The following is a 12,976-nucleotide window of genomic DNA, read 5'->3' as shown; positions in this document are numbered from 1 at the left end:
TCAACCTCGAGGTTGAAGATCAGGCCAGGGCGGGCCAGGGGACGTCGGAGTGTTCAGACGGTCCCGACCGACACGGCCAGCGCGCCGAGGCCGCCGCCCTCGCCCCGCAGGGCCACCGATCCGAACGGCGTGCGCAGCCGCAGCCAGGGGCCGGCGGTGAGGAGCGCCACGGGGAAGTCGGGTGCGGGACGCAGGAAGCCGAGGGACTGCGCTGCGTGCACGGCACGCAGCGGGAGCTCCGTGTCCCCGACCCTCCGGGACCAGATGTCGCGGCCGATCAGGTCGCGTTCCGCGCGGGTGCGCCGGTCCTCGGGCAGTGCCGCGTCCCGGGCGCGGAACTCGGCCACGGCGTCGGTGAGCCCGGTACGCAGTTCGAGCGGGCCCGGGAGCCCGGGTCGTTCCCGCCAGCCGCCGCGCGGCGGCAGCATCCCGGCCCACGGCGGCCCCGTGACGGGCGCCGGCAGGGCGTTCACGCCGGGCGCCTCCCCGGATCCCTCCGTGTCGAGCGCCTCGAGGAGTTCACCGGCCGAGACCGTGACGTCGAAGTCGTGCACGCCGGACAGCCGGACGGTGCGGATCGCGAGGACCTCGAACGACGGCGGCCGGCCGAACACGGCCAGCGCGCCGCCGCCCGCCTGGAGGCGGACGGCGGCGGCCCGGTCGTAGTGGAGCAGCCGGCCGAGGAAGGCGGCGAGGTCCGCCGCCTCCCTCGCGTCGGCGAACCGCGGCGACCGTACGGGCACTGTCATGCGACGGCGGGCTCCTGGTCGAGGTACTCCTGGAGGAAGAGCTTCTCCTCGGCGGTGATCCGCCGGGGCCGCTCCTCGGCCAGGTTGTACGGCACGACGACCGTCGACGCGCGCACGTAGACCTGCTCGGGGTCCTTGACCTCGTAGGCGATGGTCAGCGACGCGGCCGTTATCTTCGTGACCCAGGACTCGATGGTCACCGGCGCGTGCCGGTGGACCAGCGGGCGCACGTAGTCGATCTCGTGCCGGGCCACGACGGAGCCGCCCGAGAAGGACGGCGAGCCGTCCCCCGGCGCCAGCCGGAACATGAAGTCGATGCGCGCCTCCTCCAGGTAGCGGAGGAAGACCACGTTGTTGACGTGGCCGAAGGCATCCATGTCCGACCAGCGCAGCGGGCAGCTGTAGATGTGACGGGCCAACTCGATCAGCCTCGCGTGAGCTTCTTGTACGTGGCACGGTGCGGGCGGGCCGCGTCCGGGCCGAGGCGCTCGATCTTGTTCTTCTCGTACGACTCGAAGTTGCCCTCGAACCAGTACCACTTGGAGTCGCCCTCGTACGCCAGGATGTGCGTGGCGACGCGGTCCAGGAACCAGCGGTCGTGGGAGATGACCACCGCTGCCCCGGGGAACTCCAGCAGCGCGTTCTCGAGCGAGGACAGGGTCTCGACGTCGAGGTCGTTGGTGGGCTCGTCGAGGAGCAGCAGGTTGCCGCCCTCCTTGAGCGTCAGCGCCAGGTTCAGGCGGTTGCGCTCACCACCGGAGAGGACACCGGCCGGCTTCTGCTGGTCCGGGCCCTTGAAGCCGAACGCGGAGACGTAGGCCCGCGAGGGCATCTCGACCTGGCCGACGTTGATGTAGTCCAGCTCGTCCGACACGACGGCCCAGAGGGTCTTCTTCGGGTCGATGTTGGCGCGGGACTGGTCGACGTAGGAGATCTTGACCGTCTCGCCGACCTTGATGGCGCCGGAGTCGGGGGTCTCCAGGCCCTGGATCATCTTGAACAGCGTGGTCTTGCCCGCGCCGTTCGGACCGATGACGCCGACGATGCCGTTGCGCGGGAGCGTGAACGACAGGTCGTCGATGAGGACCTTGTCGCCGAAGGCCTTGGAGAGGTTCTCGACCTCGACGACGATGGAGCCGAGCCGCGGGCCCGGCGGGATCTGGATCTCCTCGAAGTCCAGCTTCCGCATCTTGTCGGCCTCGGCCGCCATCTCCTCGTAGCGGGCGAGACGGGACTTGGACTTGGTCTGACGGCCCTTGGCGTTGGAGCGGACCCACTCCAGCTCTTCCTTGAGCCGCTTCTGGCGCTTCTCGTCCTTGCGGCCCTCGACCTTGAGGCGGGTGGCCTTCTTGTCGAGGTACGTGGAGTAGTTGCCCTCGTAGGCGATGGCGCGGCCGCGGTCGAGCTCGAGGATCCACTCGGCGACGTTGTTCAGGAAGTACCGGTCGTGGGTCACGGCGATGACGCAGCCCGCGTACTTCGAGAGGTGCTGCTCCAGCCAGTTCACCGACTCGGCGTCGAGGTGGTTGGTGGGCTCGTCGAGGAGGAGCAGGTCCGGGGCCTCGATGAGCAGCTTGCAGAGCGCCACACGGCGCTTCTCGCCGCCGGAGAGGTTGTTGACGGGCCAGTCGCCGGGCGGGCAGCCCAGGGCGTCCATGGCCTGCTCCAGCTGGGCGTCGAGGTCCCACGCGTTGGCGTGGTCCAGGTCCTCCTGGAGCTTGCCCATCTCGTCCATGAGCGCGTCGGAGTAGTCCGTCGCCATCAGCTCGGCGACCTCGTTGAAGCGCTTGAGCTTGCCCATGATCTCGGCGGCGCCGTCCTGGACGTTCTCCAGCACGGTCTTCGACTCGTCGAGCTTCGGCTCCTGCATGAGGATGCCGACGCTGAACCCGGGCGTGATGAACGCGTCACCGTTGGACGGCTGCTCCAGGCCCGCCATGATCTTCAGCACCGTGGACTTGCCGGCGCCGTTGGGCCCCACGACACCGATCTTCGCGCCGGGCAGGAAGTTCAGGGTGACGTCATCGAGAATCACCTTGTCGCCGTGCGCCTTGCGCGTCTTGCGCATGGTGTAGATGAACTCAGCCAAGAGAAACCGTCCGGCAGCAATAGAGGTGTGGGCAGATACACCCATCTTGCCTGACGTCCGCACCCGGAAGGAAACCCGTCCGGTCCCCGGTACGGGCCCGGCGCGTCCGCCGGGCCGCCCGGAGCGGCCCGGGGAACGCGAAGTGCCTGGTACGGACGTCCGTACCAGGCACTTCACCGGCGCCCTACCGCTGCGCCCGTGCTCAGTCACTCACCGCTGCTCTGCGTCTTCTTCCGGCGGAGGAAGAAGATCGCGCCGCCGCCGAGGACGACGAGGGCGACGGCGACACCCGCGATGACGGGGGTGGCGCTGGAGCCGCCGGTCGCGGCGAGGTCACCCTCGGTACCGGGGGCGCTCGCGGCGGGCGTGGGCTCGGAGCCCGTCTGGGTGGTCACGTCGTCACCCGGGGCGGGGGTACCGGCGGTCTCGCAGTCCAGGACACCCTTGAAGTTCTTGCTGAAGCCGCCGGGGCCGGTGATCGTGAAGTCGTAGGCCTCGTCCTCGCCGACCGGGACGGTCACCGTGCGGGTCTCGCCGGCCGGGATGGTGTGCTCGGTGCCGGCGAGCTCGAAGGTGAACGCCTCGTCACCCGTGTTGCTCGCGGTGATGTCGACGCCGCCCTTGGCGCAGTTCTTCTCGGCGGTCACCGCCGGGACGGCGCCCTTGTCGGCCCAGGTGGCGGTCGCCGTCGCGGAGACGGTGGACTCGCTGGAGCCGGCGAGGATCATCGTCTGGCTCTTGATCAGCCCGGCGAACACGCGGCCCACGGGCACGGAGGTCGAGGCCTGGACGGAGAGCGAGGCGGAACCGTCGGTGGCGTCCTGGGGGACGGAGAAGTACAGGTCCGTGCCGTCGGCAGCCTCGGTGACGGGCTTGCCGGCCTTGTCGGTGACCTGGACCCCGCTGGCGGCGGCGTCGGCGGGCGGTGCCACCGAGACGTTGCCGGCGTCGGTGTGGACGGTGACCGGACCCAGCTTCTCCCCGGCCTTGCCGGAGACCGCGGCGGGAGACAGCCCCACGGACGCCTTGGGCTCCGCGACGTTCTGAGCGTTCGCCTCCAGCCAGTCGGCGAGCTTCTCGGCGTTCGCGTCCTTGGCCGTCACGTCGGCCTTGTCCGAGAAGCGCCAGATGGCGACCTGGGTGCCGGCGGCGGCGGTCTTCTCGTCGAGCGGGCCGGTACCGGCCTTCTCGGCGAGCGCCGCGAAGTCGTTGACCTGCGGGTAGGAGTGCTGGAGGATCCAGCGCACCTTGCCGGCGTCCTGGTTGGCGCCGAGCGAAGACTGGTCCCAGGGGGTCTCCAGGTACTTCGCGCCGTCCTTGGTGGGCGTGTGGAAGTCGATGCAGTACGTCTGGATGGTGCCGCCGCCGTCGACCTTCATCTCGAACAGGCCGGCGGGCAGCTCCTGGGGCTTCTTGCCCTCACCGGTGTTGAGCTCGGCGGTGCCGTAGGTCTTCAGACCGTCCAGCACGGCGACCGCACCACCATGGTGCTGGCCCGTCTCGTCCGTCGGCGCGGCCGTGGCGGCCGTCGCTCCGACGATCGTTCCCGCAGCGACCAGCCCGGTGGCCAGCACCGCGGCGGCCGTCCTGACGAGACCGCGGCCGTGACCCTTGCTCCGGCCCCCTGGGGAGCCCTCCACCGCCGCCGTCGACGACGAAGTGGATGCTGAAGACACAGAAAACACAGAATTCCCCTCCGGGCGAGACCTTCACGCTTGGGGCGCGTGTGGGAGGTGTCTCGCCAGCAAACTCAAGTGCCGCATGAGTACTGGGGAATCGTAAGGAGCGAGCGAAGGGGAATCCCCCTTCATGCCGTCACATAAGCATTCCGACTCGTAATCGTTATCGCTCCGTTCGGCGCGCCCGCTCCCCTTCAGGACATCGATGCCATTTCCGTGGCCGGTTTCTGACGATGCGTAGGCGCAGTCAGTGTCGGGTCGGCCCTGGCCACCCGCCGGAACGCGGCCGTCCCCCTGGTCAGGTCATGCCCCACGGCCACGGCCTCGACGTCCACCGAGGTCCTCCACACCCCGTCCCGCTCCTCCTCGCGCACTTTCAGACGGCCGTGCACGACGAGCGGCTCACCGACCGACACCGATCCGGACAGATTCGCCGCAAGTGTCCGCCGGGCCCACACCGTGTAGAAACCGGTGCGGCCGTCCGTCCAGCTCTGCTGCTCCCGGTCCCACCGCCGGGGCGTCACCGCCAGCCGGAATCGCGCCGTCGATCCGGTCGCCGTCTCGCGGAAGTCCACCGGCGTCGCGGCGTTTCCCACCAGCGTCACCAAGGTCTCGTTCATTTCCCGTCCCCCGATTCCCTGCCACATTCCGTACGCTTTCCGCCCCGTCGTCCGTCCCGCCCCGATGCGGTGGGACGACGTGCGGCCCGGTGCGTCTGTCCGGTCCGCACCCCATGCTGGACCGGACTCGGAAATCCCGCGGGAGCCTGTGGATCATCCGCCGGTTGTGGAGAACTCCGTCACCGCCACGTAGCGCTCCCGCACCTCCCGGTAGCGCGCCAGTTCCGCCGCCACCGGGTCGAGGACCCTGGCCCGGCCGCAGCCGGCGGCGGCCTCGCGAAGCCTCCGTTCCGTCTCCTGCCCGTACCGGCGGGCCGGCCCCCGTGCGGCGGCCGCGCACGACCACTCGACGAGTGGACCGCCCACCACCCCGGCCAGCATGAGCAGGGCCGGGATCAGCAGCCCGGGTTCGAGGACGCCCACGATCTGACCCAGCAGCCACAGGCCGCCGAACACCTGGAGCAGCGTCATCGAGGCCTGCGCGAGCACCGCCGCAGGCCACCACGCCGGGCGCGGCGGCCTGGCGGCACGGCCTCCCGGAGCCCCCGCGGACGCGGCGGGAGCGGTGGCCGTGTGGCCCGGACGGCGCTTCCCCCGGCCCGTCTCCACGCCCTTGACAGTCGTACCCGCAGGCGTGGATCCGGTGTCCCGGCTCCCCCCGCGGCCTCGGCCGACGGCTCCCGCCTGCGCGTTCCGGGCAAGCTCGTCCAGCGCCTCCGGCAGCCCCTTCGCCCCGTTCACCGCCGCCTCCCGCACGGCCTGCGCCCAGGGCGTGGGCAGCCCGTCCACCGCGTCGTCCGCCAGCTTCCGCACGGCCTGCTCCACCCGCTGCCGGGCGGTGAGCTCCTCCTCCGGCGGCGCGAGGGCCTGGGCCATCAGGTCCAGGCCGCCCAGCTGTCTGGTGGACTCGTACCAGCGCCACAGCCGCAGCCAGGGCGTCCCGCAGGCCCGCCCCGCGTTCCTGCGCCACTCGCGCTCCGACGCCTGCCCGGCCGCCGAGGCGCCGACGGCTTCGGCGAGCCGGTCGGTGAACTCCTCACGGGCCCGCTCCCCCAGCCCCGGCCTGCCCTCGGCGACGTACACGGGACGGAGCCGTGCGGCGGCCGCGTCCACGTCCGCGGAGAGCCTGCGGGCCGCCGCCGTACGGTCCTGGACGAATCTGCCGAGCAGTTCGCGCAGGTCGCCCACACCGGCTCCGCTCAGCGCGGACAGGGGCAGGACCGTGACGCCCGGTTCGCCGTGCTCACCCACCGCCATGCCGTCCTCGTCGAGCAGCCGGCGAAGATCGTCCAGGACCAGGTCCGCGGCCTCCCCGGAGAGCCGGTCGATCTGGTTGAGCACGACGAAGGAGATCTCGGCGTGCCCGGCGAGCGGTCGCAGATAGCGTTCGTGCAGGGCCGCGTCGGCGTACTTCTCCGGGTCGACGACCCAGATCACCGCGTCGACGAGGGCCAGCACCCGGTCCACCTGGTCCCGGTGCCCGGTGGCCGCCGAGTCGTGGTCGGGCAGGTCCACCAGGACGAGCCCCTGGAGCGCCTCGTCGGTGGCCGTGCCGCCCTGCACCGGCCTGCGCCGCAGCCGGCCCGGGATGGCCAGCCGGTCGAGCAGCCCGGCGGCGCCGTCGGTCCAGCTGCAGGCGATCGGGGCCGAGGTGGTCGGCCTGCGCAGCCCGGTGTCGGAGATCTGGACGCCCGCGAGCGCGTTGAAGAGGGTGGACTTCCCGCTCCCGGTCGCCCCGGCGATGGCGACGACCGTGTGCCGGGAGGAGAGCCGTTGACGGGCCGACGCCTCGTCGAGCACACGCCCCGCCTCGGCGAGGGTGTCCCCGTCGAGCCTGGCGCGGGAGAGCCCGACCAGTTCGCGCAGCGCGTCCAGCCGCGGCCGCAGCGGGCTGCCGGGCAGTCCGTACGCCTCGACCTGGGGCCCGGGCTCGTCCTCGGCGCCGGGCTCGGCCCGGAGAGGCCGCTCCTGCGCGGCGTCGGCGGCACGGCGGGCGATCAGCCCGTCGTCCCAGCGCCGCCCGTCCCCCTCCCGGGGCTCCTCCGTGCCGTCGCGCTCCGGCTCCGGCCCCTGCCCGTGGTCCCGGCCCTGGTCAGTGACGGCAGTCATCGCTGCCACCTCTCCTTCTGCAGTACGGACAGCGCGGCGATCAGTTCGGCCTGCGGCTCGGGGGCGACTTCGAGCGCGTCCAGGGGGGCGAGCCGCCGGTCGCGTTCGCCGTGCATGACCTGGTCGAGGCAACTGGTGAGCAGGGCCCCGCCCTTGTCGCGGAGCCGCAGCGCGCCCTGGGCCCCGATCCGTTCGGCGAGCTGCTCCCCGGCGCCCCTGGCGCGGCGCCCGCCGAGGAGGGCGGCGGCCAGCAGCGCCGCCACCGTCTCGGCGTCGGGTGCGGCGTTGCGTTCGAGCAGTCGGGCCTCTTCCTCGGCCAGCTCCTCCAGGACCCGCCTCCACCGCCGTACGGCCATGCCGATCCGGCCCTGGACGTCCTCGGCGGGCCCCCAGCCGCCCGCCTCCCGGCCCGCCTCCTCGAACCGGAAGTTCCCGGTGGCCGGATCGCGCTGCCAGGTCGTGCGGATCTGTTCGTCGGACGCCGCCACCGCGCACTGCAACAGGGCCACCAGGCTCTCCACGAGGGCGTCCAGCAGCTCTCCGGCGGAGCTGTAGAGCGGGTATCCGCGCCACCGGGTGCGGGCGCCGCCCGCGAGCACCGCACCGTCCCGGAGCCGCCGCCGCACCCGCGACAGTTCCTTGCCGTACGCCTCCTCGACCACACCGGTCAGGCGCACGGCCGCCGCGTACTGGGCGGCCACCGCCCCGGCGAGTTCGGGCATCCGCACGTTGAGCGAGTCGATGACCCCGGACGCCGTGCGGCCCACGGCCTGCTGACGGGCCGCCGGGTCCTGCGCCCGGTGGGTGAGCCAGGCGCGCAGGGGCGCCACGGCGGTGGTGGGCAGCAGTCCGGTGCCGCCGCCCGCGGACTCGGGCAGTTCCGGAATGGTGAAGCGGGGCACCTCGCCCAGGCCGGCCCGGGTGAGCAGGGCCGCGTACTGCCGGGACACCTCGGCGATCACCTGGTGCGGCACCCGGTCCAGGACGGTGACCAGGGAGGCGTCGTACTCCTTGGCGGTACGCAACAGATGCCACGGCACGGCGTCCGCGTACCGGGACGCCGTGGTCACCATGACCCACACGTCGGCGGCGCAGATGAGTTCGGCGGCCAGGACCCGGTTCCCCACGACGAGGGAGTCGATGTCGGGAGCGTCCAGGAGCGCCAGTCCCCGGGGCAGGGTGGCCGCGGTCTCCACCCGCAGCACGGTGTCGTCCCGCTCGCCGTCGGGGCCGATGTGGTCGAGCCCGTCCGGGTCCGGGACCTGCCCCGGAGGCAGCCACACCCGCGTCAGCTGCGGCAGCACCCGCACCCCGGCGAACCAGTGGTGGTCGTCCGGATGGCAGACGAGTACGGGGGTGCGCGTCGTGGGGCGCAGCACTCCGGCCTCACTGACCCGGCACCCCACCAGCGAGTTGACCAGCGTCGACTTGCCCGCCCCGGTGGATCCCCCGATCACCGCGAGCAGCGGTGCCTCGGGGTCCTTGAGGCGGGGCACGAGGTAGTCGTCGAGCTGGGCGAGGAGTTCGGTCCGCGTCTGCCGGGCGCGCGGGGCCCCCGGCAGCGGAAGTGGAAGACGCACGGCAGCGACACGGTCGCGCAGGGCGGAAAGTGCGTCGATGAGCTGGGGCCGTACATCCATGGTTACCACATGTGAAGAATGCCCAATTTTGACGCCTTTTTGAAGCGTATAAGCCCCCCTGCGCGGCGGATCCCCTCCAGGGGACAGAGGGGACGAGTGGGGCGCAGGCATAACGAGTGCACAACACCCGGGGCGTGAGGCGCGAAAAGCGATGCAGGAATCGCACCCACCTGCGATTATCGGTTCGCTTCACCGAACCTCCACATCGTGCCACGCAGGTGAAGCAACCGGGAGGAGGCGATCTGAGCCCTATCCTTGTCCCGGCACCGTCGCGGATGGCTTGAATCAGCGCCCTCCGGGACACCAGGCCGACACCCGGCCCCCGTAGCTCAGTGGATAGAGCAGGCGCCTTCTAAGCGCTTGGCCGCAGGTTCGAGTCCTGCCGGGGGCGCACATCGCGCACCACTGTGAGGCCCTCCGACCCGGAGGGCCTTTTCGCTGGCCAGGGGCACGTTAGCGGGCCAGTCGTAGCAGGGACGTAAGCGCTGGACCGGCCCCGGGCCACGGCGGGGAGGATCCGTGCCGTCCCGATGCCACCTCGCCCCTGCGGGTGGCCGCGGTGGATGCGGGGTGACGCGTCCGGAGTCGGACTCACGTCCACGGCGGATCCGATGGGTTTCCCACGAATCCGGCGCGCTTCTCGGGGTCCGGCAGGTGGTACCGCCCCGGCCGGTCGTCCGGCGATCCCGGCGCGCGTCCGTGAGGTGGTGCCGGTGCCCGGCGCCGGGGGATTTCCGCAGCCCGCGAACGTTCCATCACCTCCACGGTGCCGGGCAACGGCGCCCGGGGCGCCGTGAGTACGCCGTCGATGCCGATCAGGGCCGCTCCCGTCGCCTCCGTGCCGTCGGCTGTCCCGACTTGCCGAACGGGTGCGCATGGGATTGTTTCGAAGGTGGGGGTGCGTGTGTTCCGGTCTTCCCTCCTTGGAGGCGAACCACTGTGCTGTTCACCGACCGCACGGACGCCGGGCGGCGGCTCGCCCAAGCTCTCGGCCACCTGGAGACGCGCCGGCCCGTCGTCCTCGGGCTCCCGCGCGGCGGCGTCCCGGTGGCCTACGAGGTGGCGCGGGCCCTCGGCGCCCCGCTCGATGTGATCGTCGTCCGCAAACTCGGGGTGCCGTCGCACCCGGAGCTGGGGTTCGGCGCCATCGGCGAGGGCGGGGTCAGGGTCGTCAGCGACGAGATCGTCCGCCACGCCGGGGTCCGGGAGAAGGACCTCGCGTCCGTCGAGCGCGCCGAGGAGGCCGAGCTCCTCCGGCGGGCCCGGGCGTACCGGGAAGGGCGGCCGCGCCTCGCGCTGAAGGGGCGGGCGGTGGTCGTGGTGGACGACGGGGTCGCCACCGGGGCCACCGCGAGGGCCGCCTGCCAGGTGGTGCGGGCGCAGGGCGCCGCCCACGTCGTGCTGGCGGTGCCGGTCGCGTCGCCCGACGCCGCCGCCCGGCTGCGCGAGGACGTCGACGAGGTCGTGTGCCTCTCCACACCGGGCCTCTTCTCCGCCGTGGGCGAGTGGTACAGGGACTTCTCCCAGACCTCCGACGAGGAGGTCGTCGCGCTGCTGGCGCGGACCACGGGAGGCGCCGTCACGGCCGAGCAGGTCGAGGTGGAAGCGGGCGGGGTGGGGCTCGCCGGAGATCTCACGCTGCCCGCGGACGCGGGCGCCGTGGTGGTGTTCGCCCACGGCTCGGGCAGCAGCCGCCACAGCCCGCGCAACCGCTCCGTGGCCACGGCCCTGAACCGCGCCGGCCTCGGCACCCTCCTCTTCGACCTGCTCACGCCCGGCGAGGAGGTCCACCGCGCGAACGTCTTCGACATCGGGCTGCTCGCCGGACGGCTGGCCGGCACCACCCGCTGGCTGAGGAACCGCGTGGACCTCCCGGTCGGCTCGTTCGGCGCCAGCACCGGGGCGGCGGCGGCGCTGAGGGCCGCCGCCGCGACGGACTCGGGCATCGGCGCCGTGGTCTCCCGTGGCGGCCGTCCCGACCTGGCCGGCGCCGGCCTGTCCGGGGTGCGGGCGCCCACCCTGCTCGTCGTGGGCGGCGCCGACACGACGGTGATCGACCTCAACCGCCAGGCGCAGAAGGCGCTGCACTGCGAGAACCGGCTGGAGATCGTCCCCGGAGCCACGCATCTGTTCGAGGAACCGGGCGCCCTGGACCGGGTCGCGGAGCTCGCCCAGGGCTGGTTCACAGCACACCTTCTTCCGGGCCGGCCGTAACCTCCCGGGACGCACCGAAAGTGTGAACTCACTTTCACAAGAAGTGATTTGACAGGCCATCGGCTGTCGTAGGCTCCCGTTCGGGCATTTTTGGCAGGGACGAGCAGGGGAGGCTCCCCATCAGTACCGACGGCGACATCTTCAGACCTCTTGGCCCCCAGGATCCGCGCGAGACCTCCGGCTACCGGCTCCTCGCCCGTATCGGCGAGGGAGGGATGGGAACCGTCTATCTGTCGCACACGCGGGGCGGACAGGCCGTGGCCCTGAAGCTCATCCGGCAGGAGTTCGGTGACGACCCCGAATTCCGCCGCCGGTTCGAGCAGGAGGTGCAGGCGGCGCGCCGGGTGCAGGGGTACCACCTGGTCCCCGTCGTCGACCACGACACCTCGGGACCGCTGCCCTGGCTGGCCTCCGCCTACGTTCCCGGAGTGGCGCTCCACACGGCGCTGGAGACGTACGGGCCGCTGCCGCTCCCGGCGGTGTTCCAGCTCGTCGGCTGCACCGCGCAGGCCCTTGCGGCGATCCACGCCGCCGGAGTCGTGCACCGGGACCTCAAGCCCGGCAACATCCTGCTCGGCCCGGCGGGGCCGTGCGTCATCGACTTCGGCATCGCCCGCGCCGCCGACGCCACCCAGCTCACCCGCAGCGGCGGCCTGATCGGCACTCCGCAGTTCATGTCGCCGGAGCACGCGCTCGGTGACGCCGTCGGCCCCGCCACCGATGTCTTCTCGCTCGGGCTGATCGCGGCCCTCGCCGCCACCGGACGGCATCCGTACGGTGAGGGCGGTGCCATCACCATCGCCGCCCAGATCGCCAACACCTCCCACCGGCCGCCCCGGCTGGACGGGTATCCGGAGGCGCTGCGCCCGCTCCTGGAGCGCTGCCTGACCGCCGCCCCCGAGGACCGCGTCGCCCCGGCCGAGCTGGCCGGGCTCTGCGAGCGGGCGGCGGGCCGCTCGCTGCGCGACTTCGGCGGCTGGCTGCCGCCGGAGCTCACCGCGGAGATCGCCCGCCGGGAGCAGGCCTCCCGGCAGCAGCCGCCCGCACCCGCCCAGGACACGGCGGGGACCGGCTGGGGCGCCACCGTGCCACCGCCCTCCGGGGCGGCCGGCGGGCAGCCCGCACCCTCCGGCACCTGGACGCCGGACGCGCCGGGCACCGCGCCTCGGACGCCCGCGGTGAATCCTCCCGGGCCCACGCTCCCCGCCGCTCCGGCCCGCCGCCTGCCGCGCGCCCTGCTCGTGGCGGGAGCGGTGGTCGCCCTCGTCCTCGCGGTCACGGTGACCTGGGTGATCGCGCGCCCGGACGACGGCGCCAAGGGCTCGGGCACCTCGGCGGGTCCCACCGGGTCGAGTGGGGCGAGCGGAGGTTCGCCCTCTCCCGAGGCGGGCGCGGCCGCGCCGGACGCGTCCACGGCGCCGGAGGCCGGGGCGTCGTACACCGAGGTCTTCGCGGACAAGCCGCTGACGATCCGCGCTCCCGCGTACGGCACCGGCACGCACGTGGACCTGGACGCGCCGAAGCTGTTCCCGAACGGCAGGATCGGCGAGAAGGAGGACCTGGAGATGACCTACCAGGACTGGTCCAACGACGACCTGCAGTTCCTCACGCCGATGGGCAGGAGCACGGGCACGAGTCCGCGGGAGTGCCGGGACGGCGCCGACACCGACACCCTGCCGTCGAGCATCCTGTCGGAGGACCTGAAGGCGGGCGAGGTCATCGCCAAGGGCATGATCCTCTGCACGGTGACGGCCGAGGGCTCGCTCGCGATGCTGGAGATCACCGATGTCCTTCCGAACTCGGTCAAGGGTGACCTGGCCAACGAACTGCCGGACCTCGTGACGAAGCTGACCCTCTGGAAGATCGACGAGTAGCG

General features: G+C 72.4%; 9 protein-coding genes and 1 tRNA gene. 3 read left to right on the top strand and 7 right to left on the bottom strand.

All coding sequences use genetic code 11. The features are described 5' to 3' along the window. Nucleotides 1-53: 53 nt before the first annotated feature. The 7 genes from ACIRJR_RS10775 to ACIRJR_RS10745 all read right to left on the bottom strand — a co-directional run bounded on the left by ACIRJR_RS10775 (nucleotide 54) and on the right by ACIRJR_RS10745 (nucleotide 8,886). Nucleotides 54-749 carry a hypothetical protein gene (locus tag ACIRJR_RS10775; RefSeq protein ID WP_403777088.1) on the bottom strand — a complete coding sequence of 232 codons (696 nt, stop codon included), beginning with the start codon at nucleotides 747-749 and terminating at the stop codon, nucleotides 54-56. Then, nucleotides 746-1,168, bottom strand: a complete 423-nt coding sequence (locus ACIRJR_RS10770; RefSeq protein ID WP_103515492.1) for a thioesterase family protein — start codon at nucleotides 1,166-1,168, stop codon at nucleotides 746-748. The genes ACIRJR_RS10775 and ACIRJR_RS10770 overlap by 4 nt, the downstream gene beginning before the upstream one ends. Before the next feature lie 5 nt (nucleotides 1,169-1,173). Beyond that, nucleotides 1,174-2,838, bottom strand: a complete 1,665-nt coding sequence (gene ettA, locus ACIRJR_RS10765; protein WP_403777085.1) for an energy-dependent translational throttle protein EttA — start codon at nucleotides 2,836-2,838, stop codon at nucleotides 1,174-1,176. 206 nt (nucleotides 2,839-3,044) lie between these two features. After that, complete coding sequence (locus ACIRJR_RS10760) at nucleotides 3,045-4,514, bottom strand: Cys-Gln thioester bond-forming surface protein (RefSeq protein ID WP_403777082.1); 1,470 nt, start codon at nucleotides 4,512-4,514, stop codon at nucleotides 3,045-3,047. 197 nt (nucleotides 4,515-4,711) lie between these two features. Further along, nucleotides 4,712-5,137: a single-stranded DNA-binding protein gene (locus tag ACIRJR_RS10755; protein WP_403777079.1), complete on the bottom strand. Its 426-nt coding sequence runs from the start codon at nucleotides 5,135-5,137 to the stop codon at nucleotides 4,712-4,714. Nucleotides 5,138-5,290: 153 nt separating this feature from the next. After that, complete coding sequence (locus ACIRJR_RS10750) at nucleotides 5,291-7,246, bottom strand: GTPase (protein ID WP_403777076.1); 1,956 nt, start codon at nucleotides 7,244-7,246, stop codon at nucleotides 5,291-5,293. Continuing rightward, nucleotides 7,243-8,886: a dynamin family protein gene (locus tag ACIRJR_RS10745; RefSeq protein WP_403777073.1), complete on the bottom strand. Its 1,644-nt coding sequence runs from the start codon at nucleotides 8,884-8,886 to the stop codon at nucleotides 7,243-7,245. Before ACIRJR_RS10745 ends, ACIRJR_RS10750 begins: the two co-directional genes overlap by 4 nt. 318 nt (nucleotides 8,887-9,204) lie before the next feature. Between ACIRJR_RS10745 and ACIRJR_RS10740 the strand changes: the two genes are divergently transcribed. The 3 genes from ACIRJR_RS10740 (at nucleotide 9,205) to ACIRJR_RS10730 (ending at nucleotide 12,974) form a co-directional block, all read left to right on the top strand. Then, nucleotides 9,205-9,277, top strand: a tRNA-Arg gene (locus tag ACIRJR_RS10740). 548 nt (nucleotides 9,278-9,825) lie between these two features. Continuing rightward, nucleotides 9,826-11,100, top strand: a complete 1,275-nt coding sequence (locus tag ACIRJR_RS10735; protein WP_403777070.1) for a phosphoribosyltransferase family protein — start codon at nucleotides 9,826-9,828, stop codon at nucleotides 11,098-11,100. 86 nt (nucleotides 11,101-11,186) lie between these two features. After that, a complete protein-coding gene (locus ACIRJR_RS10730) occupies nucleotides 11,187-12,974 on the top strand; it encodes a protein kinase (protein ID WP_403778681.1) in 1,788 nt (595 codons plus the stop codon). Nucleotides 12,975-12,976: the final 2 nt, after the last annotated feature.

Origin of the sequence: Streptomyces sp. NPDC102402 (genome assembly GCF_044765765.1) — a bacterium.
GTDB lineage: Bacteria > Actinomycetota > Actinomycetes > Streptomycetales > Streptomycetaceae > Streptomyces.
Note: the sequence above shows the minus strand (reverse complement) of the source record. Positions and strands in the feature narration are given on the sequence as shown.